This window comes from Pseudomonas sp. Soil_N_39 (assembly GCF_057655955.1).
In genome coordinates, this window is the sequence record NZ_JBDGLI010000010.1 from 180,577 (window position 1) to 205,191 (window position 24,615).

The following is a 24,615-nucleotide window of genomic DNA, read 5'->3' on the forward strand; positions in this document are numbered from 1 at the left end:
GGTAAGCCACCATGAGTGATCTGCAGCTCGACGATTTCAAGCGCGATGAGAACGCCGCCATGGTCTTGCTCGTCGACGATCAGGCGATGATCGGCGAAGCGGTGCGGCGCGGGCTGTCGAATGAAGAAAACATCGACTTCCATTTCTGCTCCGATCCCCACCAGGCCATCGCCCAGGCCGTTCGCATCAAGCCGACAGTCATTCTCCAGGACCTGGTGATGCCCGGTCTCGACGGCCTGAGCCTGGTGCGCGAGTACCGTAATCATCCGGCCACCCGCGATATCCCGATCATTGTCCTGTCCACCAAGGAGGACCCGCTGGTCAAGAGCGCGGCGTTCGCCGCCGGGGCCAACGACTACCTGGTCAAGTTGCCGGACAACATCGAACTGGTGGCGCGCATCCGCTATCACTCGCGTTCCTACATGATGCTGTTGCAGCGCGACGCGGCCTATCGCGCATTGCGGGTCAGCCAGCAGCAACTGCTCGATACCAACCTGGTGCTGCAGCGGTTGATGAACTCCGATGGCCTGACCGGACTGTCCAATCGTCGGCATTTCGATGAGTACCTGGAACTGGAATGGCGCAGGGCGATGCGTGACCAGAGCCAACTGTCGCTGCTGATGATCGACGTGGACTACTTCAAGGCCTACAACGACAACTTCGGTCACCTGGAGGGTGACGAAGCCCTGCGTAAGGTCGCCACGGCAATCCGCGAGGCATGCAGCCGTCCGTCCGACTTGCCGGCCCGCTACGGTGGCGAGGAGTTCGCCCTGGTGCTGCCCGGCACCTCGCCTGGCGGCGCCCGCTTGATGGCCGAGAAGTTGCGCCAGAGCGTCGTCGCCCTGAAAATCCCCCACACCACCCCTGACGGCGGCGAGAACCTGACCGTCAGCATCGGCGTCTCGACCGTCACGCCGCAGCAAGGTGGCGATTGTCGGCAGCTGATTTCGGCGGCGGACAAGGGGCTGTACCTGGCCAAGCACAATGGGCGTAATCGGGTGGGGGTTGAATAGATCCACCCTGAATGTTGACTGGGACGCCTTTGTGGCTGAGGGGTTTATTGTGGCGAGGGGATTTATCCCCGCTGGGCTGCGCAGCAGCCCCAAATACAGTCAACTCAATTTGCCTGTCACACTGAGTTGTCGGATTTTAGGGCTGCTTCGCAGCCCAGCGGGGATAAATCCCCTCGCCACAGGGGGCGGTGTACTCATTGCCCCTAAAGCCGCCAGGCGGGCTGCCGCTGGCGCTTGATTACGTTATACTCGCCGGCTTTCAAAAGTTCGCCAACGAGTGCTGCCCGCCATGGAAATCAACCCGATCCTTAACACCATCAAGGACCTGTCCGAGCGCTCCGAAACTATTCGGGGGTATCTTTGACTACGATCAAAAGCATGAGCGCCTGACCGAAGTCAATCGCGAGCTTGAAGATCCGAATGTCTGGAACAACCCTTCGTACGCCCAGGAACTGGGCCGCGAGCGTTCTGCGCTGGCGCAGATCGTCGAGACCCTGGACGAGTTGTCCAGTGGCCTGGCCGATTGCCGCGACCTGCTGGACATGGCTGTCGAAGAGAACGATGAAGGCGCGGTCGGCGATGTCGTCGCCGAGCTGACACGCCTCGACGAGAACCTTGCCAAGCTGGAATTCCGTCGCATGTTCAGCGGCGAGATGGACATGAACAACGCCTACCTGGACATCCAGGCCGGCTCCGGCGGCACCGAGGCCCAGGACTGGGCCAACATCCTGCTGCGCATGTACCTGCGCTGGGCTGACAAGCGCGGTTTCGACGCCACCATCATGGAGCTGTCGGCCGGTGAAGTCGCCGGGATCAAGGGCGCCACCGTGCACATCAAGGGCGAATATGCCTTTGGTTGGCTGCGGACCGAGATCGGCGTGCACCGTCTGGTGCGCAAGAGCCCGTTCGACTCCGGCAACCGCCGCCACACCTCGTTCTCGGCTGTATTCGTTTCGCCGGAAATCGACGACAACATCGAGATCGAGATCAACCCGGCGGACCTGCGCATCGACACCTACCGTTCCTCCGGGGCCGGTGGCCAGCACGTCAACACCACCGACTCGGCCGTACGGATTACCCACGTACCGACCAACACCGTGGTCAGTTGCCAGAACGAGCGCTCCCAACACGCCAACAAAGACACCGCGATGAAGATGCTCCGGGCTCGCCTGTACGAGCAGGAAGTGCAGAAGCGCAACGCGGCGTCCCAGGCGCTGGAAGACACCAAGTCGGATATCGGCTGGGGTCATCAGATCCGTTCGTACGTGCTCGACGCTTCGCGGATCAAGGACCTGCGTACCAGCATCGAACGCAGCGATTGCGACAAGGTGCTCGACGGCGATATCGATGAATACCTGATCGCCAGCCTCAAACAAGGGCTGTAACGCGACACCCATGCGGCGGGCGGGCACGCTTTCACCAACAAGCGCGTCTCGCCCGCAAACTCCGGCCCGGGCCGGGGGCAACGAACCTGTGATGGAATCCTTAAAGACATGAGCGACCTAGAACTCGACCCGCAAGCCCTGCAACAGGAAGAAAACTCCCTGATCGCCCTGCGCAAGGAAAAGCTTGCTGCCGAGCGCGCCAAGGGCCAGGCCTTCCCCAACGACTTCCGCCGCGACGCCTACTGCGACGTCTTGCAGAAGCAGTATGCGGACAAGACCAAGGAAGAGCTGGCCGAGGCCGCGATTCCAGTCAAGGTGGCCGGTCGTATCATGCTCAATCGTGGTTCGTTCATGGTGATCCAGGACATGACCGGGCGCATCCAGGTCTACGTCAACCGCAAGACCCTGCCGGAAGAAACCCTGGCCGCCGTCAAGACCTGGGACCTGGGCGACATCATTGCCGCCGAAGGCACCCTGGCCCGTTCCGGCAAGGGCGACCTGTACGTCGAGATGACCAGCGTGCGCCTGCTGACCAAGTCCCTGCGCCCGCTGCCGGACAAGCACCACGGCCTGACCGACACCGAGCAGCGCTATCGCCAGCGCTACGTCGACCTGATCGTCAACGAAGACGTGCGCCAGACGTTCCGCGTGCGCTCGCAAGTCATCGCCCACATCCGCAGCTTCCTGATGAAGCGTGACTTCCTGGAAGTCGAGACGCCGATGCTGCAGACCATCCCAGGCGGTGCGGCGGCCAAGCCGTTCGAAACCCACCACAATGCCCTGGACATGGAAATGTTCCTGCGCATCGCGCCGGAGCTGTACCTCAAGCGGCTGGTAGTCGGCGGGTTCGAGAAAGTCTTCGAGATCAACCGCAACTTCCGTAACGAAGGCGTTTCGACCCGGCACAACCCCGAGTTCACCATGCTCGAGTTCTACCAGGCCTACGCCGACTACGAAGACAACATGGACCTGACCGAGGAACTGTTCCGCGAGCTGGCGCAGTTGGTCCTGGGCAGCACCGACGTGCCGTACGGCGACAAGGTGTTCCACTTCGGAGAGCCGTTCGTGCGCCTGTCGGTGTTCGACTCGATCCTCAAGTACAACCCTGAACTGACGGCCGATGACCTGAACGACATCGACAAGGCCCGCGCCATCGCCAAGAAGGCCGGCGCCAAGGTGCTCGGCTTCGAAGGCCTGGGCAAGCTGCAAGTGATGATTTTCGAAGAACTGGTCGAGCACAAGCTGGAACAGCCGCACTTCATCACCCAGTACCCGTTCGAAGTGTCGCCGTTGGCCCGTCGCAACGACGAGAACCCAAGCGTGACCGACCGTTTCGAGCTGTTCATCGGTGGTCGTGAAATCGCCAACGCCTATTCCGAGCTCAACGATGCCGAAGACCAGGCCGAGCGCTTCATGGCCCAGGTGGCCGACAAGGACGCCGGCGACGACGAAGCCATGCACTACGATGCCGACTTCGTGCGCGCCCTGGAGTACGGCATGCCGCCGACCGCCGGCGAGGGCATCGGCATCGATCGCCTGGTGATGTTGTTGACCAACTCACCGTCGATCCGGGATGTGATCCTCTTCCCGCATATGCGGCCTCAAGCGTAAGTGCTTCAAATAAAAAGCCGCCTGGAAGGGCGGCTTTTTATTGCCTGTCTGGTACAAACGTATCAAATGGTTACTTTTTCAAAGAGCGAGGAAGACCTGTCGTGAATCGTGCAATGGCTTCAGAAGGTGCAGCGGGCGTCGCCACGGCTGTCGCTGAAAGTGTTCAGTACCAGGGCCGCAAGGCCAGCCGACAGGGCAGTGAGCAGCGTCGCCAGGAGATTCTCGATGCGGCCATGCGCATTGTCGTGCGCGATGGCGTGCGTGCGGTGCGTCACCGCGCGGTGGCCGCTGAAGCGGGCGTGCCGCTGTCGGCCACCACGTACTATTTCAAGGACATCGATGACCTGCTCACCGACACCTTCGCCCAGTACGTGGAGCGCAGCGCGGCATTCATGGCCAAGCTGTGGACCAACAACGAAGGCCTGCTGCGGGAAATGGTCGCCTACGGTGACGGCAGCCCCCAATCGCGCTCGCAACTGGCGGACGACATTGCCCGGATGACCGCCGACTATGTGCGGCATCAACTGGACAGCCGTCGCGAATACCTGATGGCCGAGCAGGCCTTTCGCCAGGAAGCCCTGCTCAACCCGCGCCTGGCGGAGTTGGTGCGTTCCCACCAGCAAATTTTGCTGCATGGCACGTGTCAGTTTTTCCAGGTATTAGGCTCCCGCGAGCCGCAACAGGATGCCAAAGTGTTGACGGCGATTATCGGACGGATGGAATATCAGGGCTTGCTCAATGGCGCCGAGCCGGTAGCCGATGAAGATATGCTCGGCATCCTGACCCGCTACATGCACTTGGTACTGGCGTCGGTGTAGTCCCTTGTGGGAGTAGGCTATGTGGGAGCAAAGCTTGCTCGCGATGAACGATAACGCGGTCCCTTGATAGACCGAGGTGTCTTCATCGCGAGCAAGCTGTGCTCCCACACATACAGCTGCTCCCATATGTAAGGATGAGGCGCTGTGCCATAGGGAGTTCAAATGAAAGCCTGGCGTGCCGTTGTATTGGCCGTGTCGTTGCTGCTGCTCAGTGGCTGCCTGGTGTCGTTCAAGGCGCCGTTGCCTGACAGCGAGGCCGCACCCGCGGGCCTGCTCGGCCACTGGACCAGCACCAATGCCTGGGGCGAACCGTTGAACCTGGAGCTGACGCAGGTTGGCAAGCACCGCTACCAGGCCATCAGCTACTTCAGGGCCAAGCCCCATGAGCGCGAAGCCATTCCCCTGACCGTCTCCCGCCACGGCAGCCGCTGGTACCTGTCGGCCAAGGTGCCGGCCCGCTATGGTGGACATTTCCTGATCGCCGGTTTCGAATTGACCGATAAACAGGAACTGGTGGTCTACAACCTCGACCTGGAGCAGATCAACCAGGCCATCGGCCAGAAGATCCTCAGCGGCCAGCCGAACCAGAGCGAGGAGGGCGACGGCGTGTTGGTGGACAGCGACATGAACAAGGTTTTCAGCTACCTCGACGACCCGGCCAATTCCGATGTGTTCTCGGAAGCCGTGCGTTACCAGCGACTGGCCAAATCCCAATAATTGCTACAAGCGGACGTTTTTTCACAGGAGTTCCGGGTGGACGATTACCAGCAGACGATACGCACCTTGTCCGATCGCATAGTGCTGGCGCAAACGCCGATCCGCATCCTCGACGCGGTGAAGTGGGACGAGAACATCCGCAAGGGTTTTCTCAAGGCCAAGGGCAAGGAAATGCCTGCGGTGGATCGCGACTATTACCTCAACCGGCCACTGTCCTTCGATTCCAGCAAGGTGAAGCTGGAGTTCCAGAACATCGAGCGTGACATCACCCGCCAACTGGGGCAGTTCAACCCGGTTGGCCAGATCATGCGCCGCATGTGCAAGGAGTACCGCATGGTGGTGCGCATGCTCGAAGCACGCGGCACCGAGGATTTCGGGCTGATTTCCCAGGAGTTGTACGGCGCTGCTTCCGACGCCTTTCATGCTGGCGACCCGACCCTGGCGGACTTGGGCCTGATGCTGTCCGACTACCTGAACAACATCGATGGTCGCGGCGACCTGAAGGATGAGCCGAAGATTCTCACCGCCAAGGACGCCGTCAGCCTGTTGCAACATCGCCTCAACCGGGTGTTCGGCGAAGCCGAGGAAACCATCCGGGTGTTCGAGTCCGATGGCATCGTGGCCGATGCGGCGGCGGGCGCGGACTACATCAAGATCCGCACCGATGCGATGTTCAACGACCGCGATGTGCGGGCGCTGGAGGTCCACGAAGGGCTGGTGCACGTCGGCACCACCCTCAACGGCCTGAACCAGCCGATCTGCACCTTCCTGTCCAAGGGGCCGCCCTCGTCCACGGTGACCCAGGAAGGCCTGGCGATCCTGATGGAAATCATCACCTTCGCCTCCTACCCGAGCCGCCTGCGCAAACTGACCAACCGCACCCGGGCCATTCACATGGTGGAGGAGGGCGCCGATTTCCTGCAGATCTTCGAGTTCTTCCGCGAGCAGGGGTTTGAAATGGCCGAAAGCTACGGCAACGCCAGCCGGGTGTTCCGTGGCTCTGTGCCGACCGGGCTGCCATTCACCAAAGACTTGTCCTACCTCAAGGGCTTCATCATGGTTTACAACTACATTCAGCTGGCCGTGCGCAAAGGCAAGCTGGAGCAGGTGCCGCTGCTGTTCTGCGGCAAGACCACCCTTGAGGACATGCGCACGTTGCGCCAGTTGGTGGACGAAGGCCTGGTGGTACCGCCCAAGTACCTGCCCGAGCAATTCCGCGACATGAACGCCCTGTCGGCCTGGATGTGTTTCTCCAACTTCCTGAACCACCTGAGCCTGGATCGGATCGAAGCGGATTATTCCAATATCCTTTAATCACACCACCCACCCCTTGTGGGAGCGAGCTTGCTCGCGATAGCGTCAGTACAGTCAATACCGCTGTGACTGATCCGCCGCTATCGCGAGCAAGCTCGCTCCCACAGGGGGCTGTGTATAACTTCTGATTTTTGCGAGGCTTCACCGGATGCGAACCCTCGGCATCATCTGCCTGCTGCTGGCCCTGAGCGGTTGCAGCTCACTGCTGTTCTACCCCGAACGCGGCCTGCCGTTTACCCCGGAGCGGGCCAAGCTGGAGTACCGCGACGTCACCCTGACCACCGCTGACGGCCTGAAGCTGCGGGGCTGGTGGCTGCCGGTCAAACCCGGCGTGGAGGTCAAGGGCACGGTGCTGCACTTGCACGGCAACGGCGGCAACCTGGCTTGGCACCTGGGCGGAAGCTGGTGGTTGCCGGAGCAGGGTTACCAGGTGTTGATGGTCGACTACCGGGGTTATGGCCTGTCTGAAGGCGAGCCGAGCCTGCCGGCGATTTATCAGGACATCGACGCCGCGTTCCAATGGCTCGACCAGTCGCCCGAGGTCCAGGGCAAACCGCTGGTGCTGCTCGGCCAGAGCCTGGGCGGTGCGCTGGCGGTGCATTACCTGGTCGAACATCCCCAGCGCCAACGGCAGCTCAAGGCCCTGGTGCTCGATGGCGTGCCCGCCAGCTACCGCGACGTCGGGCGTTTTGCCCTGAGTACCTCGTGGCTGACCTGGCCGTTCCAGGTGCCATTGTCCTGGCTGGTGCCAGACGGTGACAGCGCGATCAGTTCCGTGGCGCAATTGAATGGCGTGCCGAAATTGATCTACCACAGCCTGGACGACCCCATCGTGCCTCTTTCCAATGGCATCCGCCTGTATCAAGCTGCGCCGCCACCGCGGGTTCTGCAATTGACGCGCGGCGGTCATGTGCAGACATTCGCCGACCCGACCTGGCGCACCGTGATGCTGCGCTACCTCGACGACCCCCGGCATTTTGATGGCCTGCGCCGCCTGGGCGAAGTCCCGAACTACCCGAAATCACCCGTTGAATCACCAGAGAACCCGCAATGAGCGAAGAACGTAACGCTATCCCCCTGATCATCACCGGTATCTGCAGCATCCTCGGCACCGTCGGGGTGCTGTGGTACTACGGCTACCTGCACTTCGCCAAGCCCGAAGACGCGTTGCTGCTCAACCAATTCACCATGCTCAAGACCGTGCCGGGGGAGGACTACAAGGTGTCCCTGGAACCGGCCCCCCAGGTCGCCCAATGCATCGACGGTGTGCTGGTGTTGTTCGACACCGAGCAGAAAGGCCTGACCGGTGTGCTGATCAACGAGAAGAAACGCGCGGTGCGCTGCATGGGCCAGGAGACGCCGCAGACGCTTCAGCCATAATCCAATCCCAAGGACACCACCATTCCCTGTGGGAGCGAGCTTGCTCGCGATAGCGGTGGATCAGTCAACGCCTATGTCGACTGACCTGCCGCCATCGCGAGCAAGCTCGCTCCCACAGGGAATGTGTACAGCCAAGTCTATTCGTCCATGAAAAAGCCCCGCCTGACGAAATCAGGCGGGGCTTTTTTGTTGCACTCAGCTGATCAGTTGGCGCTCATGGTCGAGCGCGGCGCTACTGGCTGGTTGTCGTTGGAGATGGTCACTTCCACGCGACGGTTCATGGCACGGCCCGAGACGCTGGTGTTGTCGGCCACCGGGAATTCCTTGCCGTAACCCTGGGTCACGATACGAGCCGGGTCGACGCCCATCTTCACCAGCGCGAGTTGCACGGAGCCGGCGCGACGCTCGGACAGCGACTGGTTGTAGGAATCCGAACCGGTGCTGTCGGTGTAGCCTTCGACGATCACTTTGCGGTCGGGGTTTTCCTGGAGGAACTGCGCCAGTTTGCTCACATTGGTCATGCCGCTGGCGCGCAGCTCGGACTTGTTGGTGGCAAACAGCACGTCGCCGAAGGTCACCAGCGTACCGCGTTCGGTCTGCTTGGCATTCAGGCTGTCCTGCAGTTGCTTGATCTGCGCGTTGCGTGCGTCGAGCAGCGCACGGGCGCGTTCGTCGCCAGCGTTTTTCAGTTCGGCTTCGGCGTTGCGCAGGGCGATGGTCTGCTTGGCCACTTCGACGCGCTGGTTGGTCAGGTAGGCCAACTGGTCGACCTTGGCTTCGTCTTCCTTGTCCATGTAGGCCTTGTCGGCCTTGGCCAGGAAGTCCGCCGCGTCTTTGGTTTCCAGGGCCGCCACTTTAGTCGCCGCCGGGTCGGCCTGCAGGCCGTTGTAGTTGGTGCGAGCCTGTTCCAGGTTCGCGTTCGGGTCATGGGAGCAAGCGGCCAGGGCTACGCAGGCAGCGAGCAGGGCGGGCATCATCAAGTGTTTGTGCATCATAGTCTGTCGTCCTTTTATCAATGAGAAGTACGTCGTGGCGTGAACGCTTTACTGAACCTTGTTCATGCCTTCCTGACGCAGTTCCTGAACCCCTTTCTGAGAATCCTTGAGTGCTTGTTCAGCCTTGGCGGCCTGGGCCTTGCGCTCGGCGACGCGGGCGTCCCACTCGGCCTGTTCGGCCAGTCGCTTGGCTTCGTCGTACTTCTTGTCATGCATGGCGATTTCGGCTTGCTTGAGCTTGTCTTGGGCCGACTTCATTTCCACAGCAGCGAATTCGGTACCGCCGGCGCTGACGGCGCTGTTGACCGCCGATTGGGTCACCGCGTACTGCTCCGACGGTGGATTACCGGCGCAACCGGCGAGAATGAAGCTGCTACCGAGCGCCAGGGCAGCCAACTTCAAGCCGCGCAGGCCAGTGGATGAGGGTTTGGCAGTGCAGGTATTCATAGGCTTCAACTCCATTGGAAAACTCCTGAAAAAACGACAAATCCATGCTGGGACCGAAACCGTGACGTCTGGTTTGGCGTTGGCGCCAAGGCGCGTTTATTTAAACAACCGTTCCAGTATGGTTACTCGGTGTGACCCGAGCCGTTTTTCAAAAGTTCAGCGAAGATGGCCATTCGCCAAAAGAATTACTGACTGATCGGTCAGTGACAGAAAAGCTGAACTTTCAAGGCACGCAGCGGTATCTCGGCGCGGGTGTAAAAGACCCCGCGCCGGAAAACCGCAAGCTGGAATGAAAGGAAATCAGTGTTTGGATTTGTCGTTCTGCGAGGAAAGTTCATGCAGATGCCGACGGGACAACGCGAGAAATCTCGGGGTCGGGCCCACGTCTTCGTACAGCGGGTCACCTTCTTCATCGGTGGCGACGACTTGCGAACCCTTGATGTAGGGAAAGCTGGCTTCCAGCTCTTCCAGCGCCGCCCCGATCAGCTCGCCCAGCAGCTCCTCGGGCTGGCGCTTGGGGTACATGTCGCAGATCGCTGCCAGGCGGGCGGCGGCTTCCACGTCCAGATGGACCGTGTAGCCGGTCTGGGTCAGGCGGCCCTTGGCGTTTTCTTCCCAATGCTGGGCAAGCTCACGAATTTTCATGATGACCTCAATCAGCCTGCTCGTGGCAGGCGCGGTGAGTGACAAGCCGTTGTGTGGCTTACTCATGAGACTAGCTTTGTTGGACAAGGTTTAAAGTCCCTTCGTCGCTTGTCATAAGCGGCGGGCATCGGCACTCTCTAAGCCAAGAGCTGTCCGGACTTTTTTGCTGGAGAAATGCTGATGACCGATATCGATGCCCGCTTGCGCGAGGATGTCCACCTGCTCGGCGAACTGCTGGGCAATACCATCCGCGAACAGTACGGGGACACGTTTCTCGACAAGATCGAGCAGATCCGCAAGGGGGCCAAGGCTGACCGACGCGGTTCCGTGGATGCCGAACTCAGCGCCAGCCTCAACCAACTGAGCGAGGACGAATTGCTGCCGGTGGCGCGTGCGTTCAACCAGTTTCTCAACCTCGCCAATATCGCCGAGCAGTACCAACTGATCCACCGCCGGGAAGAGTCGCAACCGGCGCCCTTCGAGGCACGGGTGCTGCCCGAACTGCTCGCCCGGTTGCGGGCCGAGGGCCATGGCGCCGAGGCCCTGGCCCGGCAGTTGGGACGGCTGGAGATCGAGCTGGTCCTCACCGCCCACCCCACGGAAGTGGCCCGCCGTACGCTGATCCAGAAATACGACGCCATCGCCGCGCAACTGGCGGCCCAGGATCACCGCGACCTGACCAGCGCCGAGCGCGCGCAGATCCACGAGCGCCTGCAACGCTTGATCGCCGAGGCCTGGCACACCGAAGAAATCCGCCGTACCCGGCCGACCCCGGTGGACGAGGCCAAATGGGGTTTCGCGGTGATCGAGCATTCGCTGTGGCAGGCCATTCCCAATTACCTGCGCAAGGCCGACCAGGCCCTGCATGCCGCCACCGGCTTGCGCCTGCCCCTGGAAGCCGCGCCGATCCGCTTTGCCTCGTGGATGGGCGGCGACCGTGACGGCAACCCGAATGTCACCGCCGCCGTGACCCGCGAGGTGCTGTTGCTGGCGCGGTGGATGGCGGCGGACCTGTACCTGCGTGACGTCGACCAACTGGCGGCCGAGCTGTCCATGCAAAACGCCAGCGAGGCCTTGCGTGCCCAGGCCGGCGACAGCGCCGAACCGTATCGCGCCGTGCTCAAGCAACTGCGCGAACGCCTGCGAGCCACCCGCAACTGGGCGCACGCCTCCTTGAGTGCTGCCACGCCACCCAGCGCCGAGGTGTTGCAGCACAACCGCGAACTGCTGGACCCCTTGGAGCTGTGCTATCACTCGTTGCACGAGTGCGGCATGGGCGTGATTGCCGACGGGCCGTTGCTCGATTGCCTGCGCCGGGCGGTGACCTTTGGCCTGTTCCTGGTGCGCCTCGATGTGCGCCAGGACTCGACGCGCCATAGCGCCGCCATGACGGAAATAACCGATTACCTGGGCCTGGGGCGCTATGAGGATTGGAACGAGGAGCAGCGCATCAGCTTCCTGCTCGAGGAACTGAACAACCGGCGTCCGCTGCTGCCGGCCCATTTCAAGCCCTCGGCCGACACGGCGGAAGTGTTGGCGACGTGCCGGGAAGTGGCGGCGGCTCCGGCGGCGTCCCTGGGTTCCTACGTGATCTCCATGGCCGGCGCGGCGTCCGATGTCCTCGCCGTGCAACTGTTGTTGAAGGATGCTGGCGTGTTGCGGCCGATGCGGATAGTGCCGCTGTTCGAGACCCTGGCCGACCTGGACAACGCCGGGCCGGTGATCGAGCGGTTGTTGCTGCTGCCGGGCTATCGTTCGCGGCTGCAAGGCCCGCAGGAAGTGATGATCGGCTATTCCGATTCGGCCAAGGATGCCGGCACCACGGCGGCGGCCTGGGCGCAGTATCGGGCCCAGGAGCGGTTAGTGGACATTTGCCGCGAGCAGCAAGTCGAACTGCTGCTGTTCCACGGTCGTGGTGGCACCGTGGGCCGTGGTGGCGGTCCGGCGCACGCGGCGATCCTGTCCCAGCCACCGGGTTCGGTGGCCGGGCGTTTCCGCACCACCGAACAGGGCGAAATGATTCGTTTCAAATTCGGCCTGCCGGACATCGCCGAACAGAACCTCAATCTTTACCTCGCCGCGGTGCTTGAAGCGACGTTGCTGCCACCGCCACCACCCACGCCGCAGTGGCGGGACTTGATGGACGAACTGGCGGCCGACGGCGTCAGTGCCTACCGCGCCGTGGTGCGGGAAAACCCGCAATTCGTCGAGTACTTCCGCCAGTCCACCCCTGAGCAGGAACTCGGGCGCCTGCCCCTGGGCAGCCGTCCGGCCAAGCGTCGCGCCGGGGGCATCGAAAGCCTGCGGGCCATCCCGTGGATCTTCGGCTGGACCCAGACCCGCTTGATGCTGCCGGCCTGGCTCGGCTGGGAAACCGCACTGAGCAAGGCCCTGGAGCGCGGCGAAGGGGAGTTGCTGGGGCAGATGCGCGAGCAATGGCCGTTCTTCCGGACCCGCATCGATATGCTGGAGATGGTGCTGGCCAAGGCTGACGCCGATATCGCGCGCTCTTACGACGAGCGTTTGGTGGAACCTGAGCTGTTGCCTTTGGGTGCGCATTTACGCGACCTATTGTCGCAGGCGTGCTCGGTGGTCCTTGGCTTGACCGGCCAGTCGCAGCTACTGGCACATAGCCCAGCCACGCTGGAATTCATTCGCCTGCGCAACACCTACCTCGACCCGTTGCACCTGTTGCAGGCCGAACTGTTGGCGCGCTCGCGGCAGCAGGATGTGGCCCAGGGCAGCCCCGTGGAACAGGCGTTGCTGGTGTCTGTGGCGGGGATTGCCGCCGGTTTGCGCAATACCGGCTAACATCAGGCGACGCAGCGAAACGGCTCGCCCGGCGTTCCCGGGCGTTGTCCGCTGGGGGAGGGGGCAGGTCGAGCAGGCGACAGTTTGTTGTTCGGTTGCGACGCTCGCCACCCCCTCCGAAGGTCGCATCGGGCGCGGGTTCCTCCGACTTTCGGCGGCTTGTGTGGGTCGGGCCTGCTGTGTATCTTGATCAGCCTTTGGCCGTTTGGGCGGTCACGATCCAGTTTTTCGAAGATTGGCCCCACGAGGCGAATCCGAGCGTTTTACATAAAAAAATTGAGGAGCACATCGATGCGCGTCATTCTGCTGGGAGCTCCCGGGGCCGGTAAAGGTACTCAGGCAAAGTTCATCACCGAAAAATTCGGTATCCCGCAAATCTCCACTGGCGACATGCTGCGTGCCGCGGTCAAGGCGGGCACGCCACTGGGCGTTCAAGCCAAGAGCATCATGGATGCCGGTGGCCTGGTGTCGGATGACCTGATCATCGCCCTGGTCAAGGATCGCATCGCTCAACCCGATTGCGCCAATGGCTTCCTGTTCGATGGCTTCCCGCGCACCATTCCCCAGGCTGAAGCCCTGGTGACGGCTGGTGTGGAGCTCGATCATGTGGTTGAAATAGCGGTCGACGACGAAGAGATCGTCCAGCGCATTGCTGGTCGTCGCGTCCACGAACCGTCCGGTCGGGTTTACCACACCGTCTACAATCCGCCAAAAATTGCCGGCAAGGACGATGTCACCGGTGAAGACCTGGTGCAGCGCAAGGACGACACCGAAGAAACCGTGCGTCATCGCCTGTCGGTCTACCATTCCCAGACCAAGCCGCTGGTGGCGTTCTACCAGAATCTGTCCGCTGCCCACGGCAAGCCGACGTACAGCCACATCCCGGGCGTCGGCTCGGTCGATGCGATCACCGGCAAGGTGCTTGAAGCGCTGAGCTGAAAAGTCTGATCAGCTGCATCAACTACGGCCCGCTTGCGGGCCGTAGTTGTTTATACTGGCGCACTTTTTTCCCCACCTGATTTACGGACACATCGATGAGCACCTTGCTGGCCCTGGACACCGCGACTGAAGCTTGCTCCGTCGCCTTGCTGCACGACGGCAAGGTCACGAGCCATTACGAGGTGATCCCGCGCCTGCATGCGCAGAAACTGTTGCCGATGATCCAGCAACTGCTCAGCGACGCCGGGACGACCTTGCAGGCGGTGGACGCGATTGCCTTCGGGCGCGGGCCGGGGGCGTTTACGGGGGTGCGCATCGCCATCGGCGTGGTGCAGGGGTTGGCATTTGCCTTGGAGCGGCCGGTGTTGCCGGTGTCGAACCTGGCGGTGCTGGCCCAGCGCGCCTTGCGCGAACAGGGCGCCCGCCAGGTCGCCGCAGCCATCGATGCGCGCATGGACGAGGTGTACTGGGGCTGCTATCGCGAAACTGACGGCGAGATGCGCCTGGTGGGTGCCGAGGCGGTATTGCCACCCGAGGCCGCGGCGTTGCCAAGCGGGGCCGACGGTGACTGGTTCGGCGCTGGTACCGGTTGGGGTTACGGCGAGCGCATCGGTGTCAGCCTCATCGGCCAGGACGCCTCAATGCTGCCTCATGCCGAAGACCTGCTGGCCCTGGCCCGCTTCGCCTGGGAACGCGGCGAAGCCATCCCGGCGGACGATGCGCAGCCGGTGTACCTGCGGGACAAGGTCGCAACGCCGAAATCCGAGCGGTAAAAACCTCACCCCATTCTCAAGTGAGCACAATTGTGGCGAGGGGATTTATCCCCGCTCGAGTGCGCAGCACTCGCCAGATCAGTGGCTGACACAACAATGTCGGGGGGCGCTGCGCGCCCAGCGGGGATAAATCCCCTCGCCACAAAGGCATTTCCCCAAGCTTCCAAGTCTGTCGCTCAGCATAGTTTGCCTCCCTCGCAAAAGTCATTCGCATCTCAAAAAGTCACACCCAATATTGCCAGTCGTCACTTTTTCAGCCCGTTTTTAAACCTTTTCGACTTTATGTGCTCTAGTTATCACTTGCGCATTTGCGCGGCTGCAAAAGTGCCGCTAAATTGCCATCATTGATACCGAGCATTCTGTTATGCGTATAGACGGCGTTTCATCCCAGTCCTACCCCATCAAGCGTCGGCCTCGTGCGGGTAAAGCCACCGAGCCGGAAAACTTCGATGACATCGATGGCGAACTGGAATTTCCGTCTGAAGAGCAACTGGCTGCCCGCGCCGCCAAAGCCTCCGCGCAACGCCTGAGCAATCTCCCCGCCCGTCAGCAAGACATGCTTTATCACCGCGCGATGAGTCGCAGTGTCGCCACGGCCCTGGCGAGCTACCTGAGCACCGCCGGTTTCGTCGATTGGGATATGGAAGTGCTGGGACTCGATCTCTACATCTGATGGTCTTGCCTTACTACCTGGGCTGTCCGTCCTGGAGCGAAAACGCCTGGCGCGATTACCTCTATCCTCAAGACGCCAAAAGCACCGACTTTCTCAATCTCTATTCCCAAGTGTTCAATGCCGTGGAAGGCAATACGACGTTCTATGCCAGCCCGTCTGCGGCCACGGTCCAGCGCTGGGCCGAAATCATGCCCGAACACTTTCGCTTCACCGCCAAGTTCCCCGGTGACATCAGCCACAATGGCGACTTGCGTGAACGCTTGACGGCCACCGAAACCTTCCTGCAACTGCTCAGCCCCTTGGGCGAGCGCGTCGCGCCGTACTGGCTGCAACTGTCCAAGGCCTTCACCCCGAATCGGTTAGCGGAACTGGCAGGGTTCATCGACGCCTTGCAGCGCCCCCTGGCCGTGGAGGTGCGTCACGATGAGTTCTTTGCCAAGGGCGACGCCGAGCGACGCCTCAATCGGCTGTTGCTCGATCGCGGCGTCGAACGCATCTGCCTCGACCCCCGGGCCTTGTTCAGTTGTACCTCCCCTGATCCTGCCGTGCTTCACGCCCAATCGAAAAAGCCCCGTGTGCCGCCTCGGCCTGCGGCATTCACCCAATGTCCGCAAGTGCGCTTCATCGGCCATCCGGTGCTGGAAGCCAACGAGCCGTTCCTGACACCGTGGGTGGAGAAAGTCGCCGCGTGGATCGAAGAAGGGCGCACGCCGTATATCTTCCTGCACACCGCCGACAACCGGCTGGCGGCCAGGCTCGCGCAACGCTTTCACGAGCGTTTGATGAGTCGATTGCCTGGCTTGCCGGCCCTGCCTGCGCTATATAGAGAGCCCGCCGCCGAGCAACTGGGTTTGCTCTGAGGCCCACTCCCTCTCTGCTCAGGAGCGAACAACATGGAAGCGCAAATCCGTCGAGCCCAGGCGTTCAAAGCCTTGCACGAACGCGAAGGGGCTTTTGTCATTCCCAACCCGTGGGATGCCGGTTCGGCCAAGATGCTCGCCAGCCTTGGTTTTGAAGCCTTGGCGACCACCAGCGCCGGGCACGCCTTTTCCTTAGGCCGACCCGATGGCGCCCTGGGCCTGGATGACACCCTGGCTAACGTACGGGCGATTGTGGCGGCCACTGACTTGCCAGTGGCGGTCGATCTGGAGAACGGTTTTGCCGATGCCCCCGAGGACTGCGCGCGCAATTTGCTCCGTGCAGCGGAGGCCGGTGCGGTGGGGGGCTCGATCGAGGATGCCACGGGGCGCGAAGACAGCCCGATCTATTGCTTCGACCACGCCGTGGCGCGGGTCAAGGCTGCCGCCGAGGCCGTGCGCAGCTTGCCGTATCCTTTCCTGCTGACGGCCCGGGCGGAAAACTTCCTGCACGGCAATCCGGACTTGGACGACACCCTTCGCCGCCTGAAGGCCTTCGCGGATGCCGGCGCCGACGTGTTGTACGCCCCGGGGCTGAGCAGCGCCGAGCAAGTGCTCGCCGTGGTGCAGGCCGTGGCGCCGAAACCGGTGAACGTGCTGATGTCCGGGGCGCTGGACCTGACCGTCGCGCAGTTGAGCGAGTTGGGCGTCAAGCGCATCAGCGTCGGATCGGCGCTGGCCCTGGCCGCGTATGGCGAGTTCTTCCGCGCCGCCGAGGAAATCCAGGAGCAGGGCACGTTCACCTTCACGCGCCGCTCGATGCCGTTCAAGCAGGCCAACCAATTATTCAAGGGTTGATGCCCGAGGCAACATCGTGCGGTTTTTGAAAGTTCTTGCGGTCGTGGCAGTGCTCATTGGCGTTGCCGTACTGGGCGTGTGGCGCGGCTGGGTGGCGCTGCCGCCCCAATGGAATCCATGGGCGCCGTTGGACGTCAATCTTGCGCCCAACCTGCTGACCCGCTTCAAGCTCATGGCCCTGCGCAACGACCCGCAGCTGTGCGATCAGGCCCTCGCCACTTCGGGGCTGCGTACCGCTCGCCAGGCCGACAGCGGCGCCAATACGACGTGCCCGTTGACCAACGTGTTGAGGGTGCAGGGCGGTGAGGTGGCGTTGAGTAGCAGTTTCCTCGCCAGTTGCCCCCTGGCAGTGGCGTTCGCGCTGTTCGAGCGCCATGGTTTGCAGCCGGCGGCAATGGCGGTCTACGGGCAGAAAGTGACGCGGGTCGATCACCTTGGCAGTTTCGCCTGCCGCAACATGTACGGGCGTGAGAGCGGTGCGCGCAGTCAGCACGCCACCGCCAGCGCGCTGGACATCGCCGGGTTCCGCCTGGCCGATGGGCGCACGATCAGCGTCCTGAGGGACTGGCCCAAGGACAATGCCAATGCGCGCTTTCTGCGCCAGGCCCGGGATGGCGCCTGCGATATGTTCAGTGTGGTCTTGAGTCCGGATTACAACGAGGCACACCGCAACCATTTTCATCTGGATGTGGGGCCATGGTGGATCTGTCGTTGATTTGGTATCAGGCGGCGATGCGCAGGTTCTGCAGCACGATTGGACGTGCCCAGCGGGTATCGAAGTCCAGTTGTTTCTGCTGTGCCACCAATTCCTCTTCCGGGAACGGTGGAAACGGTTTGTCCAGCAGGTCGAGTTCGAACTCGGCGATTGGCAGGTGCAATGGGCGCGGTTGCGGTGCTGGGCCGGGTTCCGGCAGCGGTTGGCCGGCGGTGAGGACGAGTGGGCGAACCCAGTTGCTCTCGAAGGTCTGCTGCTTTTGCTGGGCGGCAATCTCTTCCGCTGGGAACGGCGGGAAGGGCTTGTCCAGCAGGTCGAGTTCGAATTCGGCGATGGGCAGGAACAGCGGCTCAGGCGGCTTGACCGGTGTTTCGGTTACTTCGCAGGTGCGCTGGCTGACGATGTGCGCCAGCAGCTCGGCGCCGAGGGTCGGTTCAACGGCCTCATCGAGCGGCACTGGCTGGTAGCTGCCAGGCGCCGGTGCGTTATCACCCAGTTGATCGGCCAGGGCCCGGGCAAAAAAATCCTGCCACAGGTGACTGACGCCGCTCAGCGCTTGGGTGTTACGCAGGCTGTAATCGCCGTAAGGGGAGATAACGCCTATCGATGTGGATTGAATGTCTGACATTTTTCTCGGTCGACGCTCAGCTCTGGCAAAATGCCGTTCACCGTTGTTATCGGCCGTTTTTGCCGATCCTTAATTTTTTGAGCATGTTTCCATGAGTGAGCAACCTGCGGCCTGCCGTATCCATGTCGAGGCCCTGGCCCCGGCCTTCCAACCGCAGGCCGAGCACTGGGCCGAGCGGCTTGGCCTGCCTTTGCAAGTGGACGAGGGCGAGTTTGCCTTGCAGGTCGGCGAGCAGGGGTTGCAATTGCAGCAGTTGGGCCCGGATGCGCCAGGGCCGGTGCGCGTGGACTTCGTCGAAGGTGGCGCGGCTCATCGGCGCTTGTACGGCGGCGGCAGTGGCCAGATGATCGCCAAGGCAGTCGGCGTTGCCCAAGGCGTGCGTCCGCGGGTGCTGGATGCCACGGCCGGGTTGGGCAAGGATGCCTTTGTGCTGGCCAGCCTGGGCTGCGACATGAGCCTGATCGAGCGCCAGCCGCTGATTGGCGCCTTGCTGGAAGATGGCCTGGCCCGTGGGGCAGAGGACTTCGAGGTGGCGCCGATCGTGGCGCGCATGCGTTTGCTCAAGGGCAACTCCATCGAGGTGATGCGCAACTGGGAAGGCGAACCGCCCCAGGTGATCTACCTCGACCCGATGTTCCCTCATCGTGAGAAAACCGCCCTGGTGAAGAAGGAGATGCGTCTGTTCCGGCCCCTGGTGGGCGATGACCCGGACGCTCCGGCACTGCTCGCCGCAGCCCTGGCCCTGGCGACGCATCGGGTGGTGGTCAAGCGTCCGCGCAAGGCACCGTGCATCGAAGGGCCGAAGCCGAGCCATGGGCTCGATGGCAAATCCAGTCGCTACGACATCTACCCGAAGAAAGCGCTCAAGCCCTGATCTGTGGGAAAAGGTGTTTTGTCGGAGAAGAATGATCTGTGGGAGCAAAGCTTGCTCGCGACGAACGATGACGCGGTGTTCTGAGAGATCGCAGCGCCGCCATCGCGAGCAAGCTTTGCTCCCACAGGCCCACCTCAGTCAGAAAAAACTGTGGCTGGCCTAAGGCCGATAAGCCCGCATGAACAACCCCACCACTTCCTGCACATGAGCCTCGGCGGCTTCGGGTTCCGGGGCCGCGCCGCAGCCAGTCAACAACCGGAAATTCGCCGCGCCCTTGATCAGGCAGAAAAAGTGCTCGGCGGCATTGCGCGGTTTGTCGATGCTCAGGGCGCCGTTCTGGTTGACCTTGGTCAGCAGCCGCTCCATACCTGAGAGCATCCGCAGCGGACCAGCTTCGTAGAAAATCGTCGACAGCTTCGGGTCTTGGCTGCCCAAGGCCATGATCAGCCGATGCAGGTTCAACGATTCATCGCTGTTGATCAGTTGGTTGAACCCACGGGCAATGTTCAGCAGCACCTGCTCGATCGGAGCGCCGTCGGGCCATTCGTAAAATAGCGACGGTACCTGTTCTTCACATTTGGCCATCACGGCAGCGGAAAACAGCGTCTCCTTGTCGTTGAAATGGCTGTAGACCGTCAGCTTCGAAACCCCCGCCTCGGTGGCGACGGCGTCCATGCTGGTATTGGCATACCCCATGCTCAGGAACAGACGTTTCGCCGCGTCCAGAATGGCCTGGCGCTTGGCCAGGTCCTTAGGGCGACCAGGGCCGCTGGTGGATGAAGGATTGTTCGACATTTCTTCGCTTTAATACTGGACTGGTGAGTTTGCTATTAATAACATACTCGCCAGTATAATTATTCCAAGCACCATTAGCGAAAGGTCACTCGCCATGTTCCGCTATGCCCTGCCCCTCGCCATGCCAGTCGCCCTGGCTTTTTTATTGTCTGCGTGCGGTCATGACGAGCCGGCGGCCGTCGCCGTGCGCCCCGCCATGGTGGTCAAGCCCGAGCCTTCGGCCCAGGCGATGGACAGTTATCCTGGCGAAGTGCGGGCCCGTTTCGAGCCCGACCTGGCCTTTCGCATTGGCGGCAAAGTGAGCCGACGGTTGGTGGAAGAGGGCCAGCGGGTCAAGGCCAATCAGCCGCTGGCCGAGCTCGATCCCGAAGATGTGCGCCTGCAACTGGAAGCGACCCGTGCCCAGGTCGCCGCCGCCGAGGCCAACCTGAACCTGGTTCGTGCCGAACGTGACCGCTACAAAACCTTGATGGAGCGGCAGATGGTCAGCCGCTCCCAGTACGACAACGCCGAAAACCTTTATCGCTCCGGCACCGCACGGCTCAAGCAGATCAAGGCCGAGTTCGATGTCGCCAACAACCAGGCCAGCTATTCGGTGCTGCGTGCGCCCCAGGATGGCGTGGTGGCCCGGCGTTCGGTGGAAGTCGGGCAGGTAGTCTCGGCTGGGCAAACCGTCTTCACCCTGGCCACCGACGGCGAGCGTGAAGTACTGATCAGCCTGCCGGAGCAAGGTTTTGGCCGGTTCAAGATCGGCCAGCCGGTCTCGGTCGAACTGTGGAGCCAGCCCGACCAGCGTTTCAGCGGGCGTATCCGCGAACTGTCGCCCGCTGCCGACCCCAAGTCCCGTACCTTTGCTGCTCGCGTGGCCTTCACGGCCGGCAGCGTTCCGGCGGAGCTGGGCCAAAGCGCGCGGGTGTTTATCCAGACTGCCGACACGGTACCGCTGTCGGTGCCCTTGTCGGCCCTGACGGCTGAAAATGGCGCCACCTATGTCTGGGTGGTCAACGCCAACAACACCGTGAAAAAAGTCCCGGTGCGAGTCGGCGCCTTCGGCGAAAAAACCGTGCCGGTGCTCGAAGGCCTCAACCCCGATGACTGGGTGGTGGCGGCCGGCGTGCATGTCCTCCTCGACGGCCAGCAGGTACGGCCGGTGGATCGCTCCAACCGTGTGGTCAATCTGACGGCCAAGGAGTAATCCGCGATGGGTTTCAATCTTTCCGAATGGGCGCTGCGTAACCGCCAGATCGTACTGTTCCTGATGCTATTGCTGGCCATCGTCGGTGCGCTTTCCTACACCAAGCTTGGCCAGAGCGAAGACCCGCCATTCACCTTCAAGGCCATGGTCATTCGAACAGTGTGGCCGGGGGCGACGGCCGAGGAAGTGTCGCGCCAAGTCACCGAGCGTATCGAAAAGAAGCTGATGGAAACCGGCGATTACGAAAAGATCGTTTCGTTCTCCCGCCCGGGGGAATCCCAAGTGACTTTCGCGGCGCGCGACTCCATGCATTCGGCACAGATTCCCGAGCTGTGGTACCAACTGCGCAAGAAGATCGGCGATATCCGCCACACCTTGCCGCCGGATGTACAGGGCCCGTTCTTCAACGATGAATTCGGGACCACCTTCGGCAATATCTACGCGCTGACCGGCGAAGGGTTCGACTACGCCGTGCTCAAGGACTACGCCGATCGCATCCAGATCCAGCTGCAGCGGGTCAAGGACGTGGGCAAGGTCGAACTGATCGGTTTGCAGGACGAGAAAATCTGGATCGAACTGTCAAACGTGAAGCTGGCGACCCTTGGCCTGCCCTTGGCGGCTGTCCAGCAGGCCCTTGAAGAGCAAAACACGGTCTCCACCGCAGGCTTCTTCGAAACCGGCAGCGAGCGATTGCAGCTACGGGTTTCGGGGAATTTCCAGACCGTGGAAGAGATCCGCAGTTTCCCGATCCGGGTCGGTGATCGTACGTTCCGTATCAGCGACCTGGCGGACGTGCGCCGTGGTTTCAACGACCCGCCGGCGCCACGTATGCGCTTCATGGGCGAGGATGCCATCGGTCTGGCCGTGGCGATGAAGCAAGGCGGGGATATCCTGGTTCTGGGCAAGGCCCTTGAGGTCGACTTTGCTCGTATCCAGAACACCCTGCCGGCCGGCATGCAATTGCACAAGGTGTCGGACCAGCCGGCGGCGGTGAAGACCGGGGTCGGTGAGTTTGTCCAGGTGCTGGTGGAAGCGCTGACGATCGTATTGCTGGTGAGCTTCTTCTCCCTGGGGCTACGCACCGGGATGGTGGTGGCCCTGGCGATCCCGTTGGTGCTGGCGATGACGTTCGCCGCCATGTATTACCTGGGGATCGGCCTGCACAAGATTTCCCTCGGCGCGCTGGTATTGGCCCTGGGGCTGCTGGTGGACGACGCGATCATCGCGGTGGAGATGATGGCGATCAAGATGGAGCAGGGCTATGACCGGATCAAGGCCGCCAGTTTCGCCTGGACCAGCACCGCATTCCCGATGCTCACCGGTACGTTGATTACGGCGGCGGGCTTCCTGCCAATCGCCACCGCGCAATCGGGCACCGGCGAATACACCCGCTCGATTTTCCAGGTCGTGACCCTGGCGCTGGTCGCCTCCTGGGTGGCCGCCGTGGTGTTCGTGCCGTATCTGGGGGAAAAGCTCCTGCCGGACCTGGCGAAAATTCACGCGGCCAAACATGGCACGACTGACGGCCAGACCGACCCTTACGGCACGCCGTTTTACCAGCGTGTCCGGCGGATGGTGGAGTGGTGCGTGCGTCGGCGCAAAACCGTCATCCTGCTGACCGTGCTGTTGTTCGTCGGCTCTGTGGTGTTGTTCCGGTTCGTGCCGCAGCAGTTCTTCCCGGCATCGGGGCGGCTGGAGCTGATGGTCGACCTGAAACTGCAGGAAGGCGCATCCCTGAGCAACACCGCCGAGCAGGTCAAGCGCCTGGAAGCGCTGCTCAAGGACCATGCCGGCATCGACAACTATGTGGCCTACGTCGGCACCGGTTCACCGCGCTTCTACCTGCCGCTGGACCAACAACTGCCGGCCTCCAGCTTCGCCCAGTTCGTGGTGCTGGCCAAGACCATCGAAGACCGTGAGCCTTTGCGCAGTTGGTTGATCGCGACCCTGAACGAACAATTCCCGACCTTGCGCTCGAGGGTCACTCGCCTGGAAAACGGCCCGCCGGTCGGCTACCCGGTGCAGTTCCGCGTCACGGGTGAGCACATCGAAGAAGTCCGGGCCCTGGCGCGGAAAGTGGCGACGAAAGTTCGCGAAAACCCCTACGTGGTCAATGTTCACCTGGACTGGGAAGAGCCGAGCAAGGTGGTGTACCTGAACGTCGACCAGGACCGCGCCCGGGCCCTGGGCGTCAGCACCACCCACCTGGCGAGTTTCCTGCGCAGCTCTCTCACCGGCTCCAGCGTCAGCCAGTACCGGGAGGACAACGAACTGATCGAAATCCTGCTGCGCGGTACGGTGCATGAGCGCACCGAGCTGTCGTTGCTGCCGAGCCTGGCGGTGCCGACCGACAACGGCAAGAGCGTGGCCCTGTCGCAGATCGCGACCTTGGAGTACGGCTTCGAAGAGGGCGTGATCTGGCACCGCAACCGTCTGCCGAGCGTGACCGTACGGGCCGATATCTACGGCAAGGAACAGCCGGCGACCCTGGTGCAGCAGATTTTCCCGACCCTGGAGCCGATTCGTGCCGAACTGCCGGACGGTTACCTGCTGGAAGTGGGCGGTACGGTGGAGGATTCGGCCCGCGGCCAGAAATCGGTGAATGCCGGCGTGCCGTTGTTCATCGTGGTGGTGCTGACGTTGCTGATGCTGCAACTGCGCAGTTTCTCCCGCACGGCCATGGTGTTCCTCACCGCGCCCCTGGGGTTGATCGGCGTCACGCTGTTCCTGCTCGTGTTCCGTCAGCCGTTCGGTTTTGTCGCCATGCTCGGTACCATCGCGCTGTCGGGGATGATCATGCGCAACTCGGTGATCCTGGTGGACCAGATCGAACAGGACATCAAGGCCGGGCTGGCGCCTTGGCAGGCGATCATCGAAGCCACGGTTCGGCGCTTCCGCCCGATTGTGCTCACCGCATTGGCCGCGGTGCTGGCGATGATCCCGCTGTCGCGCAGCTTGTTCTTTGGCCCTATGGCTGTGGCGATCATGGGCGGCTTGATCGTGGCCACGGCGTTGACGCTGTTGTTCCTGCCGGCGTTGTATGCGGCGTGGTTCAGGGTCAAGAAAACCTGAGTCGATCCAGCGACCATCACCGATCCAATGTGGGAGCGAGCTTGCTCGCGATAGCGGTGTAACAGTCAACAAAGATGTTGAAGCTGATACAGCCATCGCG

At 62.1% G+C, this 24,615-nt stretch carries 24 protein-coding genes; 19 read left to right on the forward strand and 5 right to left on the reverse strand.

Annotation, left to right across the window (positions count from 1 at the left end; all coding sequences use genetic code 11):
• Nucleotides 1-11 precede the first annotated feature (11 nt).
• The 8 genes from AC3A5O_RS16670 to AC3A5O_RS16705 all read left to right on the forward strand — a co-directional run bounded on the left by AC3A5O_RS16670 (nucleotide 12) and on the right by AC3A5O_RS16705 (nucleotide 8,238).
• A complete protein-coding gene (locus AC3A5O_RS16670) occupies nucleotides 12-1,013 on the forward strand; it encodes a response regulator (protein ID WP_122568748.1) in 1,002 nt (333 codons plus the stop codon).
• A 289-nt stretch (nucleotides 1,014-1,302) separates the two neighbouring features.
• Nucleotides 1,303-2,398, forward strand: a protein-coding gene (prfB, locus tag AC3A5O_RS16675) for a peptide chain release factor 2 (RefSeq protein ID WP_095963568.1) whose coding sequence is annotated in 2 segments (ribosomal slippage) — nucleotides 1,303-1,374 and nucleotides 1,376-2,398 — 1,095 coding nt in all. Because the reading frame shifts where the segments join, the coding sequence is not laid out codon by codon here.
• A gap of 108 nt (nucleotides 2,399-2,506) precedes the next feature.
• Nucleotides 2,507-4,009, forward strand: coding sequence for a lysine--tRNA ligase (gene lysS / locus AC3A5O_RS16680; RefSeq protein ID WP_122568747.1), 1,503 nt, complete (start codon nucleotides 2,507-2,509; stop codon nucleotides 4,007-4,009).
• A gap of 101 nt (nucleotides 4,010-4,110) precedes the next feature.
• A complete protein-coding gene (locus AC3A5O_RS16685; protein WP_122568746.1) occupies nucleotides 4,111-4,827 on the forward strand; it encodes a TetR/AcrR family transcriptional regulator in 717 nt (238 codons plus the stop codon).
• Nucleotides 4,828-4,989: 162 nt separating this feature from the next.
• Nucleotides 4,990-5,544 carry a hypothetical protein gene (locus AC3A5O_RS16690; RefSeq protein WP_305482790.1) on the forward strand — a complete coding sequence of 185 codons (555 nt, stop codon included), beginning with the start codon at nucleotides 4,990-4,992 and terminating at the stop codon, nucleotides 5,542-5,544.
• Between the two features lie 36 nt (nucleotides 5,545-5,580).
• Entirely contained in the window at nucleotides 5,581-6,858 is a 1,278-nt protein-coding gene (locus tag AC3A5O_RS16695) for a flavohemoglobin expression-modulating QEGLA motif protein (RefSeq protein ID WP_122568744.1), read from the forward strand.
• A 148-nt stretch (nucleotides 6,859-7,006) separates the two neighbouring features.
• Complete coding sequence (locus AC3A5O_RS16700) at nucleotides 7,007-7,912, forward strand: alpha/beta hydrolase (RefSeq protein WP_305469890.1); 906 nt, start codon at nucleotides 7,007-7,009, stop codon at nucleotides 7,910-7,912.
• Nucleotides 7,909-8,238 (forward strand): PA3694 family proteiin, encoded by a 330-nt coding sequence (locus AC3A5O_RS16705; protein ID WP_122568742.1) that lies wholly within the window; start codon nucleotides 7,909-7,911, stop codon nucleotides 8,236-8,238. The genes AC3A5O_RS16700 and AC3A5O_RS16705 overlap by 4 nt, the downstream gene beginning before the upstream one ends.
• A gap of 203 nt (nucleotides 8,239-8,441) precedes the next feature.
• Here the strand turns inward: AC3A5O_RS16705 and lptF are convergent, their stop codons facing one another.
• Together lptF and AC3A5O_RS16715 are read right to left on the reverse strand one after the other, a co-directional pair.
• Nucleotides 8,442-9,230: a lipotoxin F family OmpA-related lipoprotein LptF gene (lptF, locus tag AC3A5O_RS16710; RefSeq protein WP_122568900.1), complete on the reverse strand. Its 789-nt coding sequence runs from the start codon at nucleotides 9,228-9,230 to the stop codon at nucleotides 8,442-8,444.
• Nucleotides 9,231-9,281: 51 nt separating this feature from the next.
• A complete protein-coding gene (locus AC3A5O_RS16715) occupies nucleotides 9,282-9,695 on the reverse strand; it encodes a DUF4398 domain-containing protein (protein WP_122568741.1) in 414 nt (137 codons plus the stop codon).
• Nucleotides 9,696-9,811: 116 nt separating this feature from the next.
• Between AC3A5O_RS16715 and AC3A5O_RS16720 the strand changes: the two genes are divergently transcribed.
• Nucleotides 9,812-9,973, forward strand: coding sequence for a hypothetical protein (locus AC3A5O_RS16720; RefSeq protein ID WP_487753469.1), 162 nt, complete (start codon nucleotides 9,812-9,814; stop codon nucleotides 9,971-9,973).
• A 7-nt stretch (nucleotides 9,974-9,980) separates the two neighbouring features.
• On the opposite strand, the gene AC3A5O_RS16725 is transcribed toward AC3A5O_RS16720, so the two are convergent.
• On the reverse strand, nucleotides 9,981-10,325 hold the full coding sequence (locus AC3A5O_RS16725) for a pilin assembly protein (protein ID WP_122568740.1): 345 nt from the start codon (nucleotides 10,323-10,325) through the stop codon (nucleotides 9,981-9,983).
• 180 nt (nucleotides 10,326-10,505) lie between these two features.
• Between AC3A5O_RS16725 and ppc the strand changes: the two genes are divergently transcribed.
• The 7 genes from ppc (at nucleotide 10,506) to AC3A5O_RS16760 (ending at nucleotide 17,951) form a co-directional block, all read left to right on the forward strand.
• The gene (ppc, locus tag AC3A5O_RS16730) at nucleotides 10,506-13,136 is read left to right on the forward strand and encodes a phosphoenolpyruvate carboxylase (protein ID WP_487753470.1); all 2,631 of its coding nucleotides are present in this window, start codon (nucleotides 10,506-10,508) and stop codon (nucleotides 13,134-13,136) included.
• A 291-nt stretch (nucleotides 13,137-13,427) separates the two neighbouring features.
• On the forward strand, nucleotides 13,428-14,075 hold the full coding sequence (gene adk / locus AC3A5O_RS16735) for an adenylate kinase (protein ID WP_122568738.1): 648 nt from the start codon (nucleotides 13,428-13,430) through the stop codon (nucleotides 14,073-14,075).
• Nucleotides 14,076-14,170: 95 nt separating this feature from the next.
• The gene (gene tsaB, locus AC3A5O_RS16740) at nucleotides 14,171-14,848 is read left to right on the forward strand and encodes a tRNA (adenosine(37)-N6)-threonylcarbamoyltransferase complex dimerization subunit type 1 TsaB (protein WP_122568737.1); all 678 of its coding nucleotides are present in this window, start codon (nucleotides 14,171-14,173) and stop codon (nucleotides 14,846-14,848) included.
• Nucleotides 14,849-15,212: 364 nt separating this feature from the next.
• The gene (locus AC3A5O_RS16745; protein ID WP_122568735.1) at nucleotides 15,213-15,521 is read left to right on the forward strand and encodes a hypothetical protein; all 309 of its coding nucleotides are present in this window, start codon (nucleotides 15,213-15,215) and stop codon (nucleotides 15,519-15,521) included.
• Nucleotides 15,521-16,381: a DUF72 domain-containing protein gene (locus AC3A5O_RS16750; RefSeq protein WP_305469894.1), complete on the forward strand. Its 861-nt coding sequence runs from the start codon at nucleotides 15,521-15,523 to the stop codon at nucleotides 16,379-16,381. Before AC3A5O_RS16745 ends, AC3A5O_RS16750 begins: the two co-directional genes overlap by 1 nt.
• A 33-nt stretch (nucleotides 16,382-16,414) precedes the next feature.
• Nucleotides 16,415-17,236 carry an isocitrate lyase/PEP mutase family protein gene (locus AC3A5O_RS16755; protein ID WP_305469895.1) on the forward strand — a complete coding sequence of 274 codons (822 nt, stop codon included), beginning with the start codon at nucleotides 16,415-16,417 and terminating at the stop codon, nucleotides 17,234-17,236.
• Between the two features lie 16 nt (nucleotides 17,237-17,252).
• Entirely contained in the window at nucleotides 17,253-17,951 is a 699-nt protein-coding gene (locus tag AC3A5O_RS16760) for an extensin-like domain-containing protein (protein ID WP_122568732.1), read from the forward strand.
• A 7-nt stretch (nucleotides 17,952-17,958) separates the two neighbouring features.
• On the opposite strand, the gene AC3A5O_RS16765 is transcribed toward AC3A5O_RS16760, so the two are convergent.
• Complete coding sequence (locus AC3A5O_RS16765) at nucleotides 17,959-18,579, reverse strand: energy transducer TonB (RefSeq protein ID WP_305469897.1); 621 nt, start codon at nucleotides 18,577-18,579, stop codon at nucleotides 17,959-17,961.
• Between the two features lie 91 nt (nucleotides 18,580-18,670).
• Between AC3A5O_RS16765 and AC3A5O_RS16770 the strand changes: the two genes are divergently transcribed.
• Nucleotides 18,671-19,453 (forward strand): class I SAM-dependent methyltransferase, encoded by a 783-nt coding sequence (locus tag AC3A5O_RS16770; RefSeq protein ID WP_122568730.1) that lies wholly within the window; start codon nucleotides 18,671-18,673, stop codon nucleotides 19,451-19,453.
• A 159-nt stretch (nucleotides 19,454-19,612) separates the two neighbouring features.
• Here the strand turns inward: AC3A5O_RS16770 and AC3A5O_RS16775 are convergent, their stop codons facing one another.
• Nucleotides 19,613-20,248: a TetR/AcrR family transcriptional regulator gene (locus AC3A5O_RS16775; RefSeq protein WP_305482796.1), complete on the reverse strand. Its 636-nt coding sequence runs from the start codon at nucleotides 20,246-20,248 to the stop codon at nucleotides 19,613-19,615.
• 94 nt (nucleotides 20,249-20,342) lie between these two features.
• On the opposite strand from AC3A5O_RS16775, the gene AC3A5O_RS16780 reads away from it, so the two are divergent.
• A complete protein-coding gene (locus tag AC3A5O_RS16780; protein ID WP_305482798.1) occupies nucleotides 20,343-21,443 on the forward strand; it encodes an efflux RND transporter periplasmic adaptor subunit in 1,101 nt (366 codons plus the stop codon).
• Nucleotides 21,444-21,449: 6 nt separating this feature from the next.
• Nucleotides 21,450-24,515, forward strand: a complete 3,066-nt coding sequence (locus AC3A5O_RS16785; RefSeq protein WP_305482800.1) for an efflux RND transporter permease subunit — start codon at nucleotides 21,450-21,452, stop codon at nucleotides 24,513-24,515.
• Nucleotides 24,516-24,615 lie beyond the last annotated feature (100 nt).

What these genes read in the sequence shown, in the direction of transcription:
- AC3A5O_RS16770 (WP_122568730.1), top strand. Translation starts at nt 18,671, where the DNA reads ATGAGTGAGCAACCTGCGGCCTGCCGTATCCATGTCGAGGCCCTGGCC.
- AC3A5O_RS16755 (WP_305469895.1), top strand. Translation starts at nt 16,415, where the DNA reads ATGGAAGCGCAAATCCGTCGAGCCCAGGCGTTCAAAGCCTTGCACGAA.
- AC3A5O_RS16780 (WP_305482798.1), top strand. Translation starts at nt 20,343, where the DNA reads ATGTTCCGCTATGCCCTGCCCCTCGCCATGCCAGTCGCCCTGGCTTTT.
- adk (WP_122568738.1), top strand. Translation starts at nt 13,428, where the DNA reads ATGCGCGTCATTCTGCTGGGAGCTCCCGGGGCCGGTAAAGGTACTCAG.
- lysS (WP_122568747.1), top strand. Translation starts at nt 2,507, where the DNA reads ATGAGCGACCTAGAACTCGACCCGCAAGCCCTGCAACAGGAAGAAAAC.
- AC3A5O_RS16765 (WP_305469897.1), bottom strand. Translation starts at nt 18,579, where the DNA reads ATGTCAGACATTCAATCCACATCGATAGGCGTTATCTCCCCTTACGGC.
- AC3A5O_RS16670 (WP_122568748.1), top strand. Translation starts at nt 12, where the DNA reads ATGAGTGATCTGCAGCTCGACGATTTCAAGCGCGATGAGAACGCCGCC.
- tsaB (WP_122568737.1), top strand. Translation starts at nt 14,171, where the DNA reads ATGAGCACCTTGCTGGCCCTGGACACCGCGACTGAAGCTTGCTCCGTC.
- AC3A5O_RS16775 (WP_305482796.1), bottom strand. Translation starts at nt 20,248, where the DNA reads ATGTCGAACAATCCTTCATCCACCAGCGGCCCTGGTCGCCCTAAGGAC.
- AC3A5O_RS16715 (WP_122568741.1), bottom strand. Translation starts at nt 9,695, where the DNA reads ATGGAGTTGAAGCCTATGAATACCTGCACTGCCAAACCCTCATCCACT.
- lptF (WP_122568900.1), bottom strand. Translation starts at nt 9,230, where the DNA reads ATGCACAAACACTTGATGATGCCCGCCCTGCTCGCTGCCTGCGTAGCC.
- ppc (WP_487753470.1), top strand. Translation starts at nt 10,506, where the DNA reads ATGACCGATATCGATGCCCGCTTGCGCGAGGATGTCCACCTGCTCGGC.
- AC3A5O_RS16745 (WP_122568735.1), top strand. Translation starts at nt 15,213, where the DNA reads ATGCGTATAGACGGCGTTTCATCCCAGTCCTACCCCATCAAGCGTCGG.
- AC3A5O_RS16750 (WP_305469894.1), top strand. Translation starts at nt 15,521, where the DNA reads ATGGTCTTGCCTTACTACCTGGGCTGTCCGTCCTGGAGCGAAAACGCC.
- AC3A5O_RS16725 (WP_122568740.1), bottom strand. Translation starts at nt 10,325, where the DNA reads ATGAAAATTCGTGAGCTTGCCCAGCATTGGGAAGAAAACGCCAAGGGC.
- AC3A5O_RS16700 (WP_305469890.1), top strand. Translation starts at nt 7,007, where the DNA reads ATGCGAACCCTCGGCATCATCTGCCTGCTGCTGGCCCTGAGCGGTTGC.
- AC3A5O_RS16705 (WP_122568742.1), top strand. Translation starts at nt 7,909, where the DNA reads ATGAGCGAAGAACGTAACGCTATCCCCCTGATCATCACCGGTATCTGC.
- AC3A5O_RS16785 (WP_305482800.1), top strand. Translation starts at nt 21,450, where the DNA reads ATGGGTTTCAATCTTTCCGAATGGGCGCTGCGTAACCGCCAGATCGTA.
- AC3A5O_RS16690 (WP_305482790.1), top strand. Translation starts at nt 4,990, where the DNA reads ATGAAAGCCTGGCGTGCCGTTGTATTGGCCGTGTCGTTGCTGCTGCTC.